This is a genomic window from Streptomyces sp. NPDC059649, from assembly GCF_042734445.1.
GTDB lineage: Bacteria > Actinomycetota > Actinomycetes > Streptomycetales > Streptomycetaceae > Streptomyces.
In genome coordinates this window covers 165,633-186,037 of record NZ_JBHWDV010000006.1, presented here as the reverse complement: position 1 = coordinate 186,037, position 20,405 = coordinate 165,633, and the positions used below count along the sequence as shown (strand labels likewise).

The following is a 20,405-nucleotide window of genomic DNA, read 5'->3' as shown; positions in this document are numbered from 1 at the left end:
GCACAAGGACGGGCGGCATGACGGAGTCGTCCCCTGGGGCGGCGTCCGGTTCACTGCCGGGGCGAGGAGGACGGGCCATGGTGCAGAAGGCCAAGATCCTCCTGGTCGATGACCGGCCGGAGAATCTGCTGGCGCTGGAGGCGATCCTCTCTGCGCTCGATCAGACACTGGTGCGGGCATCGTCCGGGGAGGAAGCGCTCAAAGCACTGCTCACGGACGACTTCGCGGTGATTCTGCTCGATGTGCAGATGCCGGGCATGGACGGTTTCGAGACCGCCGCGCACATCAAGCGGCGTGAGCGCACCCGTGACATCCCGATCATCTTCCTCACGGCCATCAACCACGGCCCGCACCACACCTTCCGCGGCTACGCGGCCGGCGCGGTGGACTACATCTCCAAGCCGTTCGACCCGTGGGTGCTGCGCGCGAAGGTCTCGGTCTTCGTCGAGCTGTACATGAAGAACTGCCAACTGCGGGAGCAGGCCTCCCTGCTGAGGCTGCAGCTGGAGGGCGGCCGGCCCAGCGCCGACGAGGCGAAGGAGTCCGCGGGGCTGCTCGCCGAGCTGTCCGCGCGGCTGGCCGCGGTCGAGGAGCAGGCGGAGGCGCTGTCCAAGCAGCTGGACGAGACCGCGGACGCCGCCGCGGTGGCCACCGCGGCCCATCTGGAGCGCAAACTGACCGGGCTGCGCCGGGCACTGGACGCCCTGGAACCGGGAGCCGGAGCCACCACGGCGTGACCGCGGGGCGGCTGCCGGGCGGCTGACGCCCCTTCATGAGGCGGGCGCGCGACACGGATGGGTGAAGGGCCGTGCGCTCGTGTCATGCCCGCGATCGCCTGTAATCTCGTCGCCATGGCCTCACGTACGTCCGGCAAGGGAACCCAGAGCACGGCGGGCCCCTCGAAGCAGCGCGCCGGACGGTCCGGGGGCGCGGCCAAGAAGACCGCAGCGAAGAAGGCGCCCGCGAAACCGCCCGCCAAGAAGGCCGCGGCGAAGAAGGCCCCGGCCAAGAAGGCGCCCGCAAAGAAGGCCCCGCCCAGACCGGCACCGTCCCCGACCGGCGGGGTGTACCGCCTCGTCCGCGCCTGCTGGCTGGGGATCGCGCACGCCATCGGGGCGGTCTTCCGCGGGATGGGCCGCGGCGCGAAGAACCTCGACCCGGCGCACCGCAAGGACGGTCTGGCCCTCGGCCTGCTCGGTCTGGCGCTGGTGATCGCGGCCGGCACCTGGTCGAACCTCTCCGGCCCGGTCGGTGACCTCGTCGAGCTGCTGGTGACCGGCGCGTTCGGCCGTCTCGACCTGGTCGTCCCGATACTGCTCGGCGGCATCGCGGTGCGGCTCATCCGGCACCCGGAGCAGCCGGAGGCCAACGGACGGATCGTCATCGGGCTGTCGGCGCTGGTCGTCGGCGTCCTCGGGCAGGTCGCGATGGCCTGTGGCTCGCCGGGCCGCGGCGACGGCTTCGCGGCCATACAGGACGCCGGCGGCTACCTCGGATGGGTCGCCTCCAAGCCGCTGATCTTCACCGTCGGCCAGACCCTGGCCGTGGCGCTGCTGGCGCTGCTGACCGTCTTCGGGCTGCTGGTGGTCACCGCGACCCCGGTCAACGCCATCCCGCAGCGGCTGCGGGCGCTCGGTGTGCGGCTGGGCGTGGTGCACCCCGTCGAGGACGGCGCGGACTTCGACGAGGACGAGGAGTACGCCGAGGACTGGCGCGCGCAGCCCGCGCGCAGCCCGCGCCGCCGTACCTCCGCGGCGCCCGCCCCGGCCGACCCGGAGGCCCTGGAGGAAGCCGCGCTGGCCAAGCGGCGCCGGCCGCGCCGGAGCTCGGTGCAGCCCGCCGCGGACCGGCAGATGGACGCGGTGGACGTGGCCGCCGCGGCCGCCGCGGCGCTGGACGGCGCGGTGCTGCACGGCGTCCAGCCCTCCCCGCTGGTGGCCGGGCTCAGCAGCGGCATCTCGACCGAGCACCGCGAGCACGACGGCCCGGACACCGCGGAGGAGAGCGGTACGGTCCCGCCGGCCCGCGGCGCCGAGCCGGAGCCGGAGCGGTCGCCGGCCGCCGAGCCGCCCCTCGCGGCCGTACCGGACTTCACCAAGGCCCCGCCCGAGCCGTCCGGCGAGCTGCCGCCGCGCGCCGAGCAGCTCCAGCTGTCCGGGGACATCACCTATGCGCTGCCGTCGCTGGACCTGCTCGAGCGGGGTGGGCCGGGCAAGACCCGCAGTGCCGCCAACGACGCCATAGTGACCGCGCTGACCACGGTCTTCCAGGAGTTCAAGGTCGACGCCGCGGTCACCGGTTTCACCCGCGGCCCGACGGTCACCCGCTACGAGATCGAGCTGGGCCCCGCCGTCAAGGTCGAGAAGATCACCGCGCTGGCGAAGAACATCGCGTACGCGGTGGCCAGTCCCGACGTCCGGATCATCAGCCCGATCCCGGGCAAGTCCGCGGTCGGCATCGAGATCCCCAACACCGACCGCGAGATGGTCAACCTCGGCGACGTGCTGCGGCTGGCGGAGTCCGCCGAGGACGACGACCCGATGCTGGTGGCCTTCGGCAAGGACGTCGAGGGCGGGTACGTCATGCACTCGCTGGCGAAGATGCCGCACATGCTGGTCGCCGGCGCCACCGGCTCCGGCAAGTCGTCCTGCATCAACTGTCTGATCACCTCGGTGATGATGCGCGCCACCCCGGAGGACGTCCGGATGGTGCTGGTCGACCCCAAGCGGGTCGAGCTGACCGCCTACGAGGGCATCCCGCACCTGATCACGCCGATCATCACCAACCCCAAGCGGGCCGCCGAGGCGCTGCAGTGGGTGGTGCGGGAGATGGACCTGCGCTACGACGACCTGGCGGCCTACGGCTTCCGGCACATCGACGACTTCAACGAGGCGGTGCGGCACGGCCGGATCAGCGCGCCCGAGGGCAGCGAGCGGGAGCTGGCGCCCTACCCGTACCTGCTGGTGATCGTCGACGAGCTGGCGGACCTGATGATGGTCGCGCCGCGGGACGTGGAGGACTCCATCGTCCGCATCACCCAGCTCGCCCGGGCCGCCGGCATCCATCTGGTGCTCGCCACCCAGCGGCCGTCCGTCGACGTCGTGACCGGCCTGATCAAGGCCAATGTGCCCTCCCGGCTGGCGTTCGCCACGTCCTCGCTGGCCGACAGCCGGGTCATCCTGGACCAGCCGGGCGCCGAGAAGCTGATCGGCAAGGGCGACGGACTGTTCCTGCCGATGGGCGCGAACAAGCCGACCCGTATGCAGGGCGCGTTCGTCACCGAGGCCGAGGTCCATGCCGTGGTCAAGCACTGCAAGGACCAGATGGCCCCGGTCTTCCGGGACGACGTCACCGTGGGCAGCAAGCAGAAGAAGGAGATCGACGAGGACATCGGCGATGACCTCGACCTGCTGTGTCAGGCCGCTGAGCTGGTGGTTTCCACTCAGTTCGGGTCGACGTCGATGCTCCAGCGCAAGCTGCGGGTGGGCTTCGCGAAGGCGGGCCGGCTGATGGACCTGATGGAGTCACGCAACGTCGTCGGGCCCAGCGAGGGTTCCAAGGCTCGTGACGTTCTTGTGAAGCCTGATGAACTGGACGGAGTGCTGGCGGTGATCCGGGGGGAGGCTACGGAGTAGCACGCACATCCGGGTCACCCTTACGGGAGACGCAAGCAACCGTTTCTCCTGCCGACACGTCAAGTTGAGGGAGGCGAGGGAACGATGCTTCATCATCAACCCGCATGGCACCCCCGCGGGCGTTCCGATGGCGTACAAACCGCGCTCTCCCGCTTGCCCGACCCTTTCGCCCCACCCCTAGACTGAACTTCCAGCAGGTGGCTACACGCTCGAAAGGCGCCGCCCGTGTCCATCGGCAACTCCCCCGAAGCAGACCGGCCTTCCGTCGGTCGCGCCCTCCAGCAGGCCCGTGTCGCCGCGGGACTGACCGTCGAAGAGGTCAGTACGACGACACGGGTCCGCATCCCCATCGTGCACGCGATCGAACAGGACGATTTCTCGCGCTGCGGCGGTGACGTCTACGCCCGGGGGCACATCAGAGCGCTCGCCCGTGCCGTCTCGCTCGACCCCGGTCCGCTGGTCGCGCATTTCGACGCCGAGCACGGCGGCCGGCCGACGCCGACCGATCTGGCCGCCCCGATCTACGAGGCCGACCGGATCCGCTCCGATCCGCGCCGGCCGAACTGGACGGCGGCGATGGTCGCGGCGATCGTCGCCGTGGTCGGTTTCGCCGGCTTCACGCTCTTCACCGGCGGCGACAAGAGCGACCGGAGTCCGATCGCCTCCGACTCGCACGCCAAGCCCGCGCCGGCGCCCACCCGCCATCCCTCGACGATCAAGCCGCCGCTGCCCGAGCCGTCCGACAGCGCGGTCGCCGGGCTGCCGAAGGACAAGGTGACGATCAAGATCACTGCCAAGGACGGCCAGAGCTGGGTCTCCGCCAAGGACGCCAACGGCAAGCTGCTCGAGGACAGCCTGCTCAAGCAGGGCGAGTCCAAGACGATCACCGACAAGAAGCGGATCGACCTGGTCCTCGGCAACGCGCCGGTCGTACAGCTGTACGTCAACGGCAAAGAGGTCAAGGAGATCGGTGAGAAGGGGCCCGTCGAGCGGCTCAGCTACACGCCGGGGGACCCCCAGGCGGGCTGACCGCCGCGTTCCCGACCGCGTCCGCCGCCCGGCCCGGGGCCTTGGGGCCCGGCGGCGGAGACCTGCGCGCGAAGGGGGTGTCCGGGACGAAGTAGGCTGAGCCCTATGCCCGAACGCCGTACCGTCGCCCTTGTCACCCTTGGCTGCGCCCGTAACGAGGTGGACTCGGAGGAGCTCGCAGGCCGCCTGGCAGCGGACGGCTGGGAGCTGGTCGAGGAAGCCACCGATGCCGATGTCGCCGTCGTCAACACATGCGGGTTCGTCGAGGCCGCCAAGAAGGACTCCGTCGATGCCCTGCTGGAAGCCAATGATCTGAAGGACCACGGCAGAACCCAGGCCGTGGTCGCCGTCGGCTGCATGGCCGAGCGCTACGGCAAGGAGCTCGCCGAGGCGCTGCCCGAGGCCGACGGCGTGCTCGGTTTCGACGACTACGCCGATATCTCCGACCGGCTGCGGACGATCCTGAGCGGGGGAAACGTCGAGGCCCACGCGCCGCGCGACCGCCGCAAGCTGCTGCCGATCAGCCCGGCCGAGCGGCAGCAGGCCGACGGGGTGGCGCTGCCCGGCCACGGGGACGCGCCGGCCTCGGCCCCCGAGGACCTGCCCGAGGGCGTCGCGCCGAAGTCCGGACCGCGGGCGCCGCTGCGCCGCCGTCTGGACTCCAGCCCCGTCGCCTCGGTGAAGCTGGCCTCCGGCTGCGACCGGCGGTGCACGTTCTGCGCCATCCCGTCCTTCCGCGGTTCCTTCATCTCCCGCCGGCCCTCCGACGTGCTCGGGGAGACCCGTTGGCTGGCGGAACAGGGCGTCAAGGAGATCATGCTGGTCTCCGAGAACAACACCTCCTACGGCAAGGACCTGGGCGACATCCGCCTGCTGGAGACGCTGCTGCCCGAGCTGGCGGCCGTCGACGGCATCGAGCGGATCAGGGTCAGCTATCTGCAGCCGGCCGAAATGCGACCGGGTCTGATCGATGTCCTGACCGGGACCGACAAGGTCGCGCCGTATTTCGATCTTTCCTTCCAGCACTCGGCGCCCGGTGTGCTGCGGGCGATGCGGCGCTTCGGCGATACCGACCGCTTCCTGGAGCTGCTCGCGCAGATCCGTACGAAGGCGCCGCAGGCCGGTGTCCGCTCCAACTTCATCGTGGGCTTCCCCGGCGAGAGCGAGGGCGACCTGGCGGAGCTGGAGCGCTTCCTGACCGGGGCCCGGCTCGACGCCATCGGCGTCTTCGGCTACTCCGACGAGGACGGCACCGAGGCCGCGTCGTACGAGAACAAGCTCGACCCCGACGAGGTCGCCGAGCGGCTGGCGCGGGTGTCGCGACTGGCCGAGGAGCTCACCGCGCAGCGCGCCGAGGAGCGGGTCGGCGAGACGGTCCGGGTGCTGGTCGACCGTGACGACGAGGAGGACGGTCTCGTCGGGCGGGCCGCGCACCAGGCGCCGGAGACCGACGGTGTCACCCTGCTCTCGACCGACCAGGAGCTGTCGCCCGGTCGTATGGTCGAAGCGAAGGTGGTGGCGAGCGAGGGCGTGGACCTGGTGGCGGAGGTGCTGTCGGTGGACGGCACGTCGTGTACCGAGGAGGCGGCCAGATGACCGGAGTCCCGGCTTCCGCAGCGGGTGGCCCGCGCACGGCGCCGGCCGCCCGGCCGGCCGGGCTGTGGAACATCGCCAACGTCCTGACGATGCTGCGGCTGGTGCTGGTCCCCGCCTTCGTGGTGCTGCTGATGCACGACAACGGGACCGATCGGGCCTGGCGGGCCTTCGCCTGGGCCGCCTTCGCGATCGCCATGATCACCGACATCTTCGACGGGCATCTGGCGCGCACGTACAACCTGGTCACCGACTTCGGCAAGATCGCCGACCCGATCGCGGACAAGGCGATCATGGGGGCCGCGCTGATCTGCCTGTCGGTGCTGGGCGATCTGCCCTGGTGGGTGACGGGCGTGATCCTCTTCCGCGAGCTCGGCATCACGCTGATGCGCTTCTGGGTGATCAAGCACGGTGTGATTCCGGCCAGTCGCGGCGGCAAGATCAAGACATTGGCGCAGGGCACCGCGGTCGGGATGTACGTCCTGGTGCTGACCGGGCCGCTGGCGACCCTCCGATGGTGGGTGATGGCGGCGGCCGTGGTGCTGACCGTCGCGACCGGACTCGACTACGTCCGGCAGGCCGTGGTGCTGCGCCGGGCCGGGCTGGCGCGGGAACGCGCCGCGGGCGCCGAACAGGACACCGCCCGGTGACCGGGCCGGGTTCTGCCGCGGCCGGGGCGCTGGAGCTGCTCGCCGGCCGGGGGCAGAGCCTGGCCGTGGCGGAGTCGCTGACCGGCGGCCTGGTGGCCGGCACGCTGACCGCGGTCCCCGGGGCCTCGCGGGTGCTGCGCGGCTCGATCACCGCGTACGCCACCGACCTCAAACGGGACATACTGGGCGTCGACGGCGCCCTGCTGGCCGCCCGCGGGGCCGTGGACGGCGAGGTCGCCCGGCAGATGGCGGCCGGGGTGCGGCGGGTGCTGGGTGCCGACTGGGGCATCGCCACCACGGGCGTCGCCGGGCCCGATCCGCAGGACGGGCAGCCGGTGGGCACCGTTTTCGTCGCGGTACAGGGGCCGGACGGCGCCGGCGAGGTGCGCCGGCTGGCGTTCACGGGGGATCGTGACCGGATCCGCCGGGACACCATTGACGCGGTGCTCGCACTGTTGTTGAGCGAACTGACAGAAAATGCGCGGGCACAGGATACGGAACAACACGGGGGGAATGGATGTTTGCAGCCCTGAGTGAACACGAACTTGCGCCCGGCACGGCCGCGGCCCGAGGCGGTACGGTGGGGCGAGAAGGATCCGGATCCGAGGTCCGAGGAGGGAGCCAGCGATGATTCTGCTTCGTCGCCTGCTGGGTGACGTTCTGCGCCGACAGCGTCAGCGCCAGGGCCGAACCCTGCGCGAGGTCTCGTCCTCCGCCCGGGTGTCGCTCGGCTATTTGTCCGAGGTCGAGAGAGGCCAGAAGGAGGCGTCCTCCGAGCTGCTCTCGGCGATCTGTGACGCGCTGGACGTGCGCATGTCCGAGCTGATGCGGGAGGTCAGCGACGAGCTGGCGCTCGCCGAGCTGGCCGCGTCGGCGGCCGCGAGCGATGCGGTGCCGGCACCGGTGCGGCCGAAGCTCAATTCGGTGTCCGTCGCGTCCCTGGCCGGCGTACCGGAGGAGCGCGTGACCATCAAGTCCCCGGCCGACGTCGTGGATGTCGTCGCGGCCTGACAGACCTGTTCACAGGCGTCCGGAGCCCCGGCGGGCAGCAGCCCGCCGGGGCTCCGTGCTGTCCGGGGAGTTCCGGCCGACCGTCCGGGCCGCTCGGAACGGGCGATTCATTTGTACGATGGCTAAATCGGGCAAATGGCCCGAATTGCTCTCGGGATCGCCCACGGGACGCGCTCACCTGCCTCGATCACCCGGATCGGTCGTCCAGACCGGTCACCGGACGGTCATCCGGAGGGCGTGCGGCCCGATCGGGTGTGGTCAGCCTCGATCCCCGTTCGAACAGGAGTATCTGGATGTCTGTCGTCAAGAGCACGCTGTCCGACGAAGCCCGCGGCATCGTGGGGACCGCCCTGCAGGGCGCCCTCGTCGACCTGGTGGACCTCTCCCTCATCGCCAAGCAGGTGCACTGGAACGTCGTCGGCCCGCGGTTCCGCTCCGTCCACCTCCAGCTCGACGAAGTGGTCGCCAGCGCGCGTACGCACATGGACACCGTGGCCGAGCGGGCGGCCGCGATCGGCGTGTCCCCCGACGGCCGGGCCGCCACCGTTGCCAAGACCAGCGGCATCAACGAGGTGCAGGACGGCTGGGTCAAGGACGGCGACGTGGTGCGGGCCATGGTGAACGCCCTGGGCGCGGTGATCGGGCGGATGCGCGAGCGGATCATCGCCACCGACGAGCCGGACCCGGTCACCCAGGACATCCTGATCGGCCTCACCGCCGACCTGGAGAAGCACCACTGGATGTTCCAGGCAGAGGCCCACTGACGGGGCTCGTGGTGGCTCCGCGCGCCGCGAACGCGCCGGTGCGCTCTCCCCGCCGACGGCGGTCCCGTCTAGCGTCGGCGGGAGGAGGCAGCCATGGCGTGGCGTGGAATCGCGGCCCGCGGACCGGCCGGCCGGCTCCCGGAGGGTGAGCCGGCCGGCCGCCGTCCGCGGGCCGTCCCGGGGCGCCGGATATCCGCGGCCTTGGTCGGGGGGCTGTGGTGGTGCGCGGTGCTCCGGCTGGCGTTCTGGCCGCAGGCGGCGGGCGTGGTCGAGGGTGCCGTGGCGCTCGGCGGCTGGGGCCTGAGCCTGCTGCCGGTGCACTGCGTGCCGTGGACGGGACGGAACGAGCGCCGGCGCCGGCGGGCCGTGCTCCGGCGGGCCCGGATGGTGTTCACCACGGCATGGCGACGCCACCGTTCGGGCGGAGGATCTGGCCGGTCGTGAAGGACGAGGCGTCCGACGCGAGGTACAGCACGGCGTGTGCGACGTCCACCGGCTCTCCCACCCGCCCCAGCGGCGACATCCGGATCATCGGCGCCTCCGCCCGCTGCTGTGCCTCCGCGGTGGGGCGGTCGGTCATCGGGGTGCGTATCCAGCCCGGTGCGACGGCGTTGACGCGGATGCCGTGCCGGCCGACCTCGGTGGCCAGCGTCCTGGTCAGCTGGACGACGGCGGCCTTGGCGGCCCCGTAGCAGAGCAGGCCCGGTGCGCCGGTGTCGATCGCACCGGAGGCCATGGTCACGAGGGAGCCGCGGGTGCCGGTGGCGATCATGGCTCGGGCGGCCTCCTGGCAGCCGTACAGCACCCCCTTGAAGTTGGTGCTCCACACCCGGTCCAGATCCGTGTCCGCGGTCTCCAGGACAGGGGCGGAGTGCATGATTCCGGCGATGTTCGCCATCACGTCGAGCCGGCCGGAGGCCGAGCGGGCCGCGTCGACGACGGCGGCGACCTCGGCCCGGCAGGTGACGTCGACGCGGTGGGCGTACGCGGTGCCGCCGGACGCTATGAGCGCCGCGGCGGTCGCCCGCGCGCCCGGTTCGTCGAGGTCCGCGCAGTGCACCGTGGCACCCGCCTCGGCGAGGAGTGCCGCGGTGGCACGGCCGATTCCTTTCGCCGCGCCGGTCACGATCGCGGTGCGGCCCGTGAGGTCGTACGCGGGCAGGGGCATGCCGGGAGGGTAGGCCCGAGCTGACGGATCGTCAATTCCCGGTGGGGCCGGGCTGACAGCGGGGGCACCAGTAGGTGACGCGTTCCTCGGCCGCGGGGTCCTGGTCGGCGGACCGGACCGGCGTACCGCAGCGCAGACAGGGGCGGCCGGCCCGGCCGTAGACCCACAGCCGGCGGTCCGGGCGCGCACTGGGCGTGGTGGTACGCGCCGTCCGCCGCTTGTTCGCCTCCAGTAGCTTCTTGGCGAGCGCGGGCATCCGCTCCGGCGCGGGGAGTTCGCCCACGGGCAGCCAGGGCGAGGCGCGCAGCAGGAAGCACAGCTCCGACTTGAAGACATTGCCGATGCCGGCCAGATTGCGCTGGTCCAGCAGGGCCTCGCCGAGCGGCCGCTGCGGGGCGTCGAGCAGCCGGCGCAGCGCCTCCGCGGCGTCCCAGTCGGGGCCCAGCAGATCGGGCCCCAGGTGGCCGACGACCCGCGACTCCTCGGCCGTCGGCAGCAGATCGAGGACCGGTAGGCGGTAGCCGACCGCGGTGTGCTCCGCCGTGCCGAGGATCGCCCGGATCTGATGGGCCGGCCCGCCGCGCCAGCGCTCGGCGGGACCGTAGATCTGCCAGGCGCCGTCCATCCGCAGATGGGAGTGGAGGGTCAGGCCACCCTCGAAACGGGTCAGCAGATGCTTGCCGCGGGGGACCACCGCCAGCACGCCGCGGCCGGTCAGATCCACCGTCGCGAGCCGGGGCACCCGCAGGTCGCAGCGGGTCAGCGGCCGGCCGGCCAGCGCGTCGTGCAGCCGCTGCGCCAGCCGCCAGACGGTGTCACCTTCGGGCATGCCCCCATCATGCCGGGTCCGCCGGCGCCGTCAGCCGCGCAGCCGCAGCCCCCGGGGCGTCGGGTGGAAGCCGGCGGACTCCAGGACGGCGGCGAGCGGGGAGGTGAGGGCGGCGGTGCCGTTGATCCGCTCGGTGGTGATCGTGCCCAGCGCGCCGGCGCGGGCGGCGTCGGTGAGCGCCTCCACCGCGGTCCGCAGCCGGGGGTCCGTCGCGGCCCCGGCCGGGTCCTGGCCCAGCGGCCATATCAGCAGGGTCTTGCCGCCGCGTTCCATGTAGAGCGTCAGCTCACCGTCGACGAGGACCACCACGGAGCCCGCCTTCCGGCCGGGCTTGTGGGTCGAGCCCTCGGGCGGATCGGGCCAGGACAGGGCGGCGCCGTAGGCGTTGGCCGGATCGGCGGCGGCCAGCACCACGGCCCGCGACGGACCGCCGCGCCGCTGCGGCCCGCCGTCCGGCAGCGCGTCGTCGACCGTGCGCTCCCGCTGGGTGTTCACCGCGCGCAGCCGGTCCACCGCGCCGTCCATCGCGAACTGCGCGGCCCCCAGCCCCTCGACGACATAGCCGCGGCGGGCCTGGCCGGACTCCTCGAACGCGGCCAGCACGCGGTACGCGGCGGAGAAACCGCCCTCGACCCCTTCGGCCGCGACCGCCCCGCGGGTGACGATGCCGTGCCGGTCCAGGAGCGTACGGGCCAGGGCGTGCGCGCGATGGGTGGGGTCCGGCTCGGAAGCGGGCAGCAGCGACCAGCGGCCGCCGACGGTCGGCGGGCCGGACCGGGACGCCGTGGGCCGGCCGCCGTGGCCCGCGGCCATGGCCAGCGAACCGTACCGCCCGCGGGGAACGGCGCGCCGGGCGCGGTGCGCGGTCGAACCGGCCGTACGGCCCGAACCGAGCAGGGCCCGCAGCGGGGCGAGGGTGTCATTGGTCAGCCGGCCCGACCAGGCCAGGTCCCAGAGCGCGTCGGCCAGTTGGGGATCGGTCACCTCGGGGTGGGTGGTCGCCCGGACCTGGTCGGCGAGCTGGCGGAAGAACAGGCCGTACCCGGGGGCGAGCGCGGCCAGCAGCGACTCATGGAGGGCGGTCAGCTCCAGCGGGAGCGGCGGCGGCAGCAACAGCGGAGCCGCGTCGGCGAGATGCAGCGAGAGCCAGCCGTCCTTGCCGGGCAGCGCACCGGCACCGGCCCACAACACCTCGCCGGTGGCGGTGAGTTCGTCCAGCATCGCCGGGGTGTACCCGCCGACGCGGGACGGCAGCACCAGCTTCTCCAGGGCCGAGGCCGGCACCGGCGCGCCTTGCAACTGCTCGATGGCGCGCACCAGTCCGTCGATGCCGCGCAGGCTGTGCGACGCGCCGCCGGACGGCGCCGGCTGGCCGCTCACCGGGGCCGGGCGCGGCGCGGCGACATGCTGCCACTGGGGCAGGAACGCGGCGAGCGCCGCCGGCGGCACCGGCTCCAGCTCCTCGCGCAGCGCGGCCAGCGAACGGCGGCGCAGCCTGCGCAGCACCTGCGCGTCGCACCACTCCTGGCCGATGCCCGCCGGATGGAACTCGCCCTGGACGACCCGGCCGGCGGCGGCGAGGCGGTGCAGCGCGCCGTCCGTGACGGCGGTGCCTAGCCCGAAGCGGGCGGCCGCCTGCTCGGACGTGAACGGGCCGTGCGTACGGGCGAAGCGGGACAGCAGATCGCCGAGCGGGTCCTTGACCGGTTCCGTGAACGACTCCGGGACACCGACCGGAAGGGCCGTGCCCAGGGCGTCCCGCAGCCGGCCGGCATCCTCGACCGCGGCCCAGTGGTCGGCGCCGGCGATCCGCACCGAGATGGCCCGCCGGGCGGCGGCCAGCTCCCGCGGCCACGCCGGATCCGCGCCGCGCTCGACCAGCTCGGCGTCGGTCAGCGGCCCCAGCAGCCGCAGCACGTCGGCCACCCCCTCGGCGTCCTTGACCCGGCGGTCCTCCGAAAGCCACTGCAGCTCACGCTCCAGCTCGGCCAGCACCTCCGCGTCCAGCAGCTCGCGCAGCTCCGCCTGGCCCAGCAGCTCGGCGAGCAGCCGCGAGTCCAGCGACAGTGCGGCGGCCCGCCGCTCGGCGAGCGGGGAGTCGCCCTCGTACAGGAACTGGGCGACGTACCCGAACAGCAGCGAGCGGGCGAACGGGGACGGCTCGGGGGTCGTGACCTCCACCAGGCGGACCCGGCGGGCCTCGATGTCGCCCATCAGCTCCGCCAGACCGGGCACGTCGAAGACGTCCTGGAGACATTCGCGGACGGCCTCCAGCACGATCGGGAAGGACCCGAACTCGCTGGCCACCTGGAGGAGTTGGGCGGCACGCTGCCGCTGCTGCCACAGCGGGGTGCGTTTGCCGGGGTTGCGGCGCGGCAGCAGCAGGGCACGGGCGGCGCACTCGCGGAACCGGGAGGCGAACAGCGCCGAGCCGCCCACCTGGTCCGTGACGAGCTGATCGACGTCGCCCGGATCGAAGGCGACATCGGCGGCCCCCACCGGGGACTGCTCCGGGTCGAACTCCGCCCCGCGCGCCGCCAACCCCGGATCGCCGGGCCCGCCGAACCCGCCGTCCCCGTCGAGGAGGTCGAGACCCATCAGGTCGGCGTCCGGCAGCCGCAGCACGATGCCGTCGTCGGCGTGCATCACCTGGGCGTCCAGGCCGTAGCGCTCCGCCAGCCGGGAGCCGAGGGCCAGCGCCCAGGGGGCGTGCACCTGCGCGCCGAACGGGGAGTGGATGACCACCCGCCAGTCGCCGAGCTCGTCCCGGAACCGCTCGACGACGATCGTGCGGTCATCGGGGACATGGCCGCAGGCCTGCCGCTGCTCGGCGAGATAGCCCAGCACATTGGAGACCGCCCAGTCGTCCAGCCCGGCCGCGGCCAGCCGGTCCCGCGCCTCCTCCGGGCCGGCGGCCCCGATCTCCCTGAGGAACGCGCCCAGCGCCCGCCCCAGCTCCAGGGGGCGGCCCAGCTGGTCGCCCTTCCAGAACGGCAGCCGGCCGGGGACCCCGGGGGCGGGGGTGACCAGCACCCGGTCCCGGGTGATGTCCTCGATCCGCCAGGACGTCGTACCGAGCGTGAAGACGTCGCCGACCCGGGACTCGTAGACCATCTCCTCGTCGAGCTCGCCCACCCGACGACCACCACCGCCCTTGCCGGAGTCGCTGCCGGCCAGGAAGACCCCGAACAGGCCGCGGTCCGGGATCGTGCCGCCGGACGTCACGGCCAGCCGCTGCGCACCGGGCCGGCCCGTGACCGTCTGGGCGACCCGGTCCCACACCAGGCGCGGCCGCAGCTCGGCGAACGCGTCCGAGGGGTAACGGCCCGCGAGCATGTCCAGCACGGACCGGAACGCCGACTCCGGGAGCGCGGCGAACGGCGCGGCCCGCCGCACGACGGTCAGCAGCTCCGCCACGTCCCAGCTGTCCATCGCCGCCATCGCCACGACCTGCTGGGCGAGCACGTCCAGCGGATTGGCCGGCACCCGCAGCGCCTCGATGGCGCCCGACCGCATCCGCTCCGTCACCACGGCCGCCTGCACCAGATCGCCCCGGTACTTCGGGAAGACGATGCCCGTCGAGACCGCCCCGACCTGATGGCCGGCCCGGCCCACCCGCTGCAGACCGGACGCGACCGACGGCGGCGACTCCACCTGCACCACCAGGTCGACCGCGCCCATGTCGATGCCCAGCTCCAGACTGGACGTGGCAACCACGGCCGGCAGCCGGCCCGCCTTCAGGTCCTCCTCCACCTGGGCGCGCTGCTCCTTGGACACCGAGCCGTGGTGCGCCCGCGCCAGCAGCGGCGGCGCGCCCTTCGCGGCACCGGCCTCGGCCATCAGCTCCGCGGGGGAGTGGTGCTCGGGCAGCGCCGTCCCCGTCGTCCGCTCGTACGCGATCTCGTTGAGACGGTTGCACAGGCGCTCCGCCAGGCGGCGCGAGTTGGCGAAGACGATCGTGGAGCGGTGCGCCTGCACCAGATCGGCGATCCGCTCCTCCACCTGCGGCCAGATCGACGGCTTCTCACCGGTCTCGCCCTCCCGGACCGGGGCGCTGCCCAGCTCGCCCATGTCCTCCACCGGGACGACCACCGACAGGTCGAAGCGCTTCCCCGACGGCGGCTGGACGATCTCCACCCGGCGCCGCGGCGACAGATAGCGGGCCACCTCCTCCACCGGGCGCACCGTCGCCGACAGCCCGATCCGGCGCGCCGGACGGTCCAGCAGCTCGTCCAGCCGCTCCAGGGACAGCGCCAGATGCGCCCCGCGCTTCGTGCCGGCGACGGCGTGCACCTCGTCCACGATCACCGTCTCGACGCCCGCCAGCGCCTCCCGCGCCGAGGACGTCAACATCAGGAACAGCGACTCGGGGGTCGTGATGAGGATGTCCGGCGGGCGGTTGGCGATCGCCCGGCGCTCCGCCGGGGGCGTGTCCCCGGAACGGATCGCGACCCTGATGTCCGGCTCCGGGCGGCCCAGGCGGACCGACTCCTGCCGGATGCCCGTCAGCGGGCTGCGCAGATTGCGCTCCACATCGACGGCCAGCGCCTTCAGCGGCGACACATACAGCACCCGGCAGCGCTTCCTCGGCTCCGCGGGCGGCGGCGTGCTCGCCAGCGCGTCCAGCGACGCCAGGAACGCGGCCAGCGTCTTGCCGGAGCCGGTCGGCGCCACCACCAGGACGTCCGAGCCCGCGCCGATCGCCTGCCAGGCGCCCTCCTGCGCGGCGGTGGGCGCGCGGAACGCCCCGGTGAACCATCCGCGGGTCGCCGGCGAGAAGGAGTCGAGCGCTGACTTGGCCATGTTCCCCATCGTGCACCGGACCACTGACAACGCGTCCCGCCCCGGCCGCCGGCGGGCCGCCGCGCCCGCCGTCCACACCTCGGACGCCCAGGTCACGGGCGTCCGGCGGGGACGCAGAATGGAGACATGATCACGGTCAGCGGCGACGGCGCGACCGCGGACGGCGCACCCGGCACGGACGCCACGCCGCGGGCCCGCGGGGAATGGGCCCGGCACTGGCGCTACCCCGGCCTGCCCGGTCTCGACCTGCTGCGTGCCCGCTACGTCCGGCACTCCTTCCCCCGCCACGCCCACGACGGCTACGTCGTCTGCGCGGTCACCTCCGGCATCGAGGAGGTCGGCCTCCGGCAGGGCAGCATCCGGGCCGGCCACGGCGGCATCGTCATGATCAACCCCGAGGTCGCCCACACCGCGCGGGCCGGCGCCCCCGAAGGCTGGACCTACGCCACCCTCTACCCGTCGTCCGGGATCGTCGCCGAGATAGCCGACGAGACCACGGCCCTGCGCGGCACCGCCGGGTTCACCGAAACCGTCGCCCAGGACCCCCGGCTCGCCCGCATGATCACCGACGTCCACCGGGCCGCCGAGGCGGGCAACGCGCTCGCCGCCGACAGCCTGCTGCGCCTCACCGTCGCCCGGCTGCTGCGCCGCTACGGCGGCCCCCTCCCGGCCCGCACCCCGCGCAGCGCGGGCGCCCGCAACGCGGCCCGCGCCCGCGCCGTACTGGAGGAGCGGATGACCGACCCGCCCTCCCTGGAACAGCTGGCACACGACCTCGGCACCAGCCCGTTCGCCCTGCTCCGGGCCTTCAAGGCCGCCTACGGGATGCCCCCGCACGCCTGGCTCACCGACGCCCGGGTCCGCCGGGCCCGCGCCCTCCTGGAGGCCGGCCACGCGCCCGCCGACACCGCCGTCGCGGTCGGCTTCACCGACCAGCCGCACCTGAACCGCCACTTCACCCGGATCGTCGGGGTCCCACCCGGCGCGTACCGCAGGGAACGCGCGGCCTGAGCGGCCGCACCAGGTAAGAGGCGCAAGAACGTACAAGACCACCGGGAGCGGCCCCGCCTAGGGTCCGGGGCGTGGCAGAACAGACAGACATACGCACCGCCGAGGAAGCCGCGCCGCCGGAACCGGCGCGGCCCGCCAAACCCGACTCCGCCGTCATCCGGGACGCCCTCGGCGTCGGCATCGCCGTCGGCCTCTCCGGATTCGCCTTCGGCGTGACCTCGGCCGGCGCCGGCCTCAGCCTGCTCCAGACCTGCGCGCTGAGCCTGCTCGTGTTCACCGGCGCCTCACAGTTCGCCCTGGTCGGCGCGCTCGCCGCGGGCGGCAACCCGCTCACCGCCGCGGCCGGGGCCTTCTTCCTGGGCGTCCGCAACGCCTTCTACGGACTGCGGCTCTCCGCCGTCCTCGGCTACCGGGCGACGGCCCGGCCCTTCGCCGCCCACTGGGTCATCGACGAGACCACCGCCGTCACCCTGGCCCAGCCCGACCGCCGCAGCGCCCGGCTCGGCTTCACCGTCACCGGCCTGAGCCTCTACGCCCTGTGGAACCTCACCACCCTCATCGGCGCCCTGGGGGCCGAGGCACTCGGCGACACCGACGCCTGGGGCCTGGACGCGGCCAGCCCCGCCGTCTTCCTGGCGCTGCTCGCACCGATGCTGCGCAGCACCGTCGAGCGGGTGGCCGCCGGCCTCGCCGTCCTCCTGGTCATGACCACGCTGCCGCTGCTGCCCACCGGGGTGCCGGTGCTGCTCTCGGCGCTCGCCGCCCCCGCCGTCCTCGTCGTACAGGGCCGCCGCCAACGGGCGGAGCGGACCGGGAGCGACACCACACACACGGCGGACGGCGCCTCGGACAGCCGCCCCGCCACCGAGGAGAAGCGGGCATGAACGTCTGGATCGCGATCGCCGCCACCGCCGTCGGCTGCTACCTGGTCAAATACCTCGGTCTGTCGGCGCCCGCCGGCGTCCTGGAGCACCCGCTCGTCAAACGGCTGGCCGCACTGCTCCCGGTGGCCCTGCTGGCCGCGCTCACCGCACAGCAGACCTTCAGCGACGGCCACCACCTGATGCTCGACGCCAAGGCCGCCGGTGTGGCCGCCGCGGCCGTCGCGCTCGTCCTGCGCGCGCCGTTCCTGCTGGTCGTCGGCGTCGCCGTGGCCGTCACGGCCGGCGTACGGGCACTGGGCGGCTGACGCCCCGGACCGGCGGACGAACACCATGGCGGGCGGCCCCCAGGGAGGGGCCGCCCGCATGCTCACCAAGAGGCCGGACCCGGAGGGGACGACGGTCCGGGCCGGCCGTTCAGTCCAGCTGTCGTCCGTATCAGTCCAGCTGCCGTCCGTACGCCCGCAAGGTCCGCAGCGCCTTCAACGTCACCATCGGGCGACTCTCCAACGCCGTCCCCGGCGCCCAGATCCGCCAGTTCACCGGCCAGCCGCCGTCCTCCTCCTGGAGCGCCCTCAGGTGGTCCAGCGCCCGGTCCATCTCCTCGTCGGAGAACCAGCCGCGGGCCAGGGAACCGGGCGACGGCGCATAGTCGTACGCGAAGTGATGCTCCCCGGGGGCGTACCCCGGCGCCACCGGGACATCAGCCGCCCGCCCCGGATCCAGCAGCACCAGGCCCTCCGCCCTGACCAGCCGCCCCAGCCGCTCGGCCGCCGCCGCGGCCCGCGGCCGGTCCGGCGCACCGTCCAGGAACGCCAGCGCCGCCTCCACCTCGTACGGATGGGTCCCCTTCAGCGACTCCACCGCCGCCCAGCAGTAGTCCGTGGCCCGGAAGAGCCAGGCGTGCCACACCTCGTTGCGGTGCAGCGTGCCGACCACCGGGCCGGTCGCCAGAAGGGCGCTCGGCGGATCGTCGACCACCGGGATCCACGGGGCGGCGGGGTAGCCACGCTGCGAGGGGTGCAGCGCGGGCAGCGCCCCCTCGGGAGTCGAGATCTTCGTCAGATAGCGGCAGATCCGCTCCACCTGACGGCCGTCGCACCGCCCGATCAGATCCAGGACCTTCAGCGCGTGCGCGGTGTGCAGCGGCTGGCTCACGGGTCCGCGCAGATCGGGCTCCAGGGCGTGGCCGAAGCCGTCGTCGTCGTTGCGGTACGCGGCGAGCGCGGTCTCCACCGGGTCCGCCCCGCCGCCGAGGAAGTCGTACTCGAAGAGCCGCTGTTCGAGCACCCGGGCGGTCAGCCAGATGAATCGCTCCGCGCGCGCCAGAGGGGTCGAAGGAGGACTTACGTTTTCGGCCATGGCCTGACCGTAGGGGCGAAATCCTCCGGTGGCACCGGCTCGGGCACCCCTGCCAGCCCAGGGCGGGATACTGGAGGCATGCGGTTGACGGTCTTCTGGCAGCGGATGGCGGATCACTTCGGTGCGGCGTACGCCGATTCCTTCGCGCGCGATCACGTGATGTCCGGCCTCGGCGGCCGCACCGTCCAAGAGGCACTGGACGCCGGGTGGAGCGCCAAAGAGGTGTGGCGGGTGGTCTGCGCCGTCATGGACGTGCCGCCCGAGAAGCGCTGAAGCAGCGGAGACCGAACGCGGACGGAGTTGTCGGCGCGGTGCGCGACACTTGGCTTCGTGCCTGTGTCTGAAGAGATCACCAGCAACGACGTCCCCCGCCCCGAGGACCGGCCGGACGCCCGGTCCGACGCCCGGATGCCGCGCTGGCTGCCGCGTGCCATGGTGCTCGCGCTCGCCCTCGTGGCCTGCTTCCAGCTCGCCACCTGGGGCTTCCACCAGCTCATCTCGCTGCTGCTGAACGTGCTGATCGCGTTCTTCCTGGCGCTCGCCGTCGAACCGGCCGTCTCCTGGATGGCGGCCCGCGGCATGCGCCGCGGACTGGCCACCGGCCTGGTGTTCCTCAGCATCCTCGTCGCCGCGGCCGGTTTCTTCGCGCTCCTGGGCTCCATGCTCGCCGGCCAGATAGCCACCATGGTCGAGGAATTCCCGCAGTACCTCGACTCCGTCATCAGCTGGATGAACAGCACCCTGCACTCCCACCTCTCCCGGGTCGAGGTGCAGAACAACCTGCTCCGCTCCGACTGGCTGCAGAAGTACGTCCAGGACAGCGCCAACAATGTGCTCGCCGTCTCCGCGACGGTGCTGGGCAGCCTGTTCAACCTCCTGACCGTCGCCCTCTTCTCGTTCTACTTCGCCGCCGACGGCCCCCGGCTGCGCCGCGCGCTGTGCTCCGTCCTCCCGCCCCGCCGCCAGGAGGAGGTGCTGCGCGCCTGGGAGATCGCCGTCGCCAAGACCGGCGGATACCTCTACTCGCGCGGCCTGATGGCGCTGATCTCCGGTCTCGCGCACTACGTCCTGCTGGAGCTCATGGGCGTGCCGTACGCCCCGGCGCTGGGCATGTGGGTGGGCCTGGTCTCCCAGTTCATCCCGACCATCGGCACGTACCTCGCGGGCGCGCTGCCGATCCTCATCGCCTTCACCGTCGACCCCTGGCACGCCCTGTGGGTCTTCGGCTTCGTCGTGATCTACCAGCAGTTCGAGAACTACCTCCTCCAGCCGAGGATCACCGCCAAGACGGTGGACATCCATCCCGCCGTCGCCTTCGGATCGGTCGTCGCCGGCACGGCCCTCATGGGCGCGGTGGGCGCGCTGATCGCCATCCCGGCCACCGCCACCCTGCAGGCCTTCCTCGGCGCGTACGTCAAGCGCTACGCCGTCCCCGACGACCTCCGGGTCCACGGCAAGACCCGCCGCCGACGCGCCGCCGACCTCCTCTCCCGCGTGCGGCACGCCGCCGAGCGCGAGGAGGCCCGGACCGGCGGGAAGGACGCGGCCGGGCAGGATGCCGCCGTCGAGCAGGACGCCGCCGCCGAGCGGGGCACGCCGGACGCGGGCTGACGTCGCGGACCGCGCGCGGACGGTGCTGACAGGCCCGACAGGCCCGACAGGCGCGAAC

At 73.1% G+C, this 20,405-nt stretch carries 18 protein-coding genes; 14 read left to right on the top strand and 4 right to left on the bottom strand.

Going from position 1 to position 20,405, the window contains the following annotated elements:
* Positions 1–77 precede the first annotated feature (77 nt).
* The 9 genes from ACFV1J_RS11470 (at position 78) to ACFV1J_RS11430 (ending at position 9,126) form a co-directional block, all read left to right on the top strand.
* Positions 78–737 carry a two-component system response regulator gene (locus ACFV1J_RS11470; protein WP_385857084.1) on the top strand — a complete coding sequence of 220 codons (660 nt, stop codon included), beginning with the start codon at positions 78–80 and terminating at the stop codon, positions 735–737.
* A gap of 114 nt (positions 738–851) precedes the next feature.
* Positions 852–3,635 carry a DNA translocase FtsK gene (locus ACFV1J_RS11465; RefSeq protein WP_385857083.1) on the top strand — a complete coding sequence of 928 codons (2,784 nt, stop codon included), beginning with the start codon at positions 852–854 and terminating at the stop codon, positions 3,633–3,635.
* Positions 3,636–3,860: 225 nt separating this feature from the next.
* Positions 3,861–4,664: a helix-turn-helix domain-containing protein gene (locus tag ACFV1J_RS11460; protein ID WP_385857082.1), complete on the top strand. Its 804-nt coding sequence runs from the start codon at positions 3,861–3,863 to the stop codon at positions 4,662–4,664.
* Positions 4,665–4,769: 105 nt separating this feature from the next.
* Positions 4,770–6,260: a 30S ribosomal protein S12 methylthiotransferase RimO gene (rimO, locus tag ACFV1J_RS11455; protein WP_385857081.1), complete on the top strand. Its 1,491-nt coding sequence runs from the start codon at positions 4,770–4,772 to the stop codon at positions 6,258–6,260.
* Entirely contained in the window at positions 6,257–6,907 is a 651-nt protein-coding gene (gene pgsA, locus ACFV1J_RS11450; RefSeq protein ID WP_385857080.1) for a CDP-diacylglycerol--glycerol-3-phosphate 3-phosphatidyltransferase, read from the top strand. The genes rimO and pgsA overlap by 4 nt, the downstream gene beginning before the upstream one ends.
* Positions 6,904–7,440 carry a CinA family protein gene (locus ACFV1J_RS11445; protein WP_385857079.1) on the top strand — a complete coding sequence of 179 codons (537 nt, stop codon included), beginning with the start codon at positions 6,904–6,906 and terminating at the stop codon, positions 7,438–7,440. The genes pgsA and ACFV1J_RS11445 overlap by 4 nt, the downstream gene beginning before the upstream one ends.
* A 94-nt stretch (positions 7,441–7,534) precedes the next feature.
* Positions 7,535–7,918 carry a helix-turn-helix domain-containing protein gene (locus ACFV1J_RS11440; RefSeq protein WP_030415589.1) on the top strand — a complete coding sequence of 128 codons (384 nt, stop codon included), beginning with the start codon at positions 7,535–7,537 and terminating at the stop codon, positions 7,916–7,918.
* A 293-nt stretch (positions 7,919–8,211) separates the two neighbouring features.
* Positions 8,212–8,682: a Dps family protein gene (locus tag ACFV1J_RS11435; RefSeq protein ID WP_385857078.1), complete on the top strand. Its 471-nt coding sequence runs from the start codon at positions 8,212–8,214 to the stop codon at positions 8,680–8,682.
* 93 nt (positions 8,683–8,775) lie between these two features.
* Positions 8,776–9,126, top strand: coding sequence for a hypothetical protein (locus ACFV1J_RS11430; RefSeq protein ID WP_385857077.1), 351 nt, complete (start codon positions 8,776–8,778; stop codon positions 9,124–9,126).
* Here the strand turns inward: ACFV1J_RS11430 and ACFV1J_RS11425 are convergent.
* The 3 genes from ACFV1J_RS11425 to ACFV1J_RS11415 are packed head-to-tail and all read right to left on the bottom strand — an operon-like array spanning position 9,074 to position 15,482.
* Complete coding sequence (locus ACFV1J_RS11425) at positions 9,074–9,850, bottom strand: SDR family NAD(P)-dependent oxidoreductase (RefSeq protein ID WP_385857076.1); 777 nt, start codon at positions 9,848–9,850, stop codon at positions 9,074–9,076. The genes ACFV1J_RS11430 and ACFV1J_RS11425 overlap by 53 nt on opposite strands.
* A 31-nt stretch (positions 9,851–9,881) precedes the next feature.
* Positions 9,882–10,679, bottom strand: coding sequence for an Fpg/Nei family DNA glycosylase (locus tag ACFV1J_RS11420; protein WP_385857075.1), 798 nt, complete (start codon positions 10,677–10,679; stop codon positions 9,882–9,884).
* Positions 10,680–10,709: 30 nt separating this feature from the next.
* Positions 10,710–15,482: a DEAD/DEAH box helicase gene (locus tag ACFV1J_RS11415; RefSeq protein WP_385857074.1), complete on the bottom strand. Its 4,773-nt coding sequence runs from the start codon at positions 15,480–15,482 to the stop codon at positions 10,710–10,712.
* A 126-nt stretch (positions 15,483–15,608) separates the two neighbouring features.
* On the opposite strand from ACFV1J_RS11415, the gene ACFV1J_RS11410 reads away from it, so the two are divergent.
* The 3 genes from ACFV1J_RS11410 to ACFV1J_RS11400 all read left to right on the top strand — a co-directional run bounded on the left by ACFV1J_RS11410 (position 15,609) and on the right by ACFV1J_RS11400 (position 17,682).
* A complete protein-coding gene (locus ACFV1J_RS11410; protein ID WP_385857073.1) occupies positions 15,609–16,493 on the top strand; it encodes an AraC family transcriptional regulator in 885 nt (294 codons plus the stop codon).
* A gap of 71 nt (positions 16,494–16,564) precedes the next feature.
* A complete protein-coding gene (locus ACFV1J_RS11405; RefSeq protein ID WP_385857072.1) occupies positions 16,565–17,377 on the top strand; it encodes an AzlC family ABC transporter permease in 813 nt (270 codons plus the stop codon).
* Positions 17,374–17,682, top strand: coding sequence for an AzlD domain-containing protein (locus tag ACFV1J_RS11400; protein ID WP_360950825.1), 309 nt, complete (start codon positions 17,374–17,376; stop codon positions 17,680–17,682). The genes ACFV1J_RS11405 and ACFV1J_RS11400 overlap by 4 nt, the downstream gene beginning before the upstream one ends.
* 130 nt (positions 17,683–17,812) lie before the next feature.
* On the opposite strand, the gene ACFV1J_RS11395 is transcribed toward ACFV1J_RS11400, so the two are convergent.
* Positions 17,813–18,736 carry a hypothetical protein gene (locus ACFV1J_RS11395; RefSeq protein WP_385857071.1) on the bottom strand — a complete coding sequence of 308 codons (924 nt, stop codon included), beginning with the start codon at positions 18,734–18,736 and terminating at the stop codon, positions 17,813–17,815.
* A gap of 78 nt (positions 18,737–18,814) precedes the next feature.
* On the opposite strand from ACFV1J_RS11395, the gene ACFV1J_RS11390 reads away from it, so the two are divergent.
* A complete protein-coding gene (locus tag ACFV1J_RS11390) occupies positions 18,815–19,009 on the top strand; it encodes a DUF3046 domain-containing protein (RefSeq protein ID WP_385857070.1) in 195 nt (64 codons plus the stop codon).
* 135 nt (positions 19,010–19,144) lie between these two features.
* A complete protein-coding gene (locus tag ACFV1J_RS11385; RefSeq protein WP_385857101.1) occupies positions 19,145–20,347 on the top strand; it encodes an AI-2E family transporter in 1,203 nt (400 codons plus the stop codon).
* Positions 20,348–20,405 lie beyond the last annotated feature (58 nt).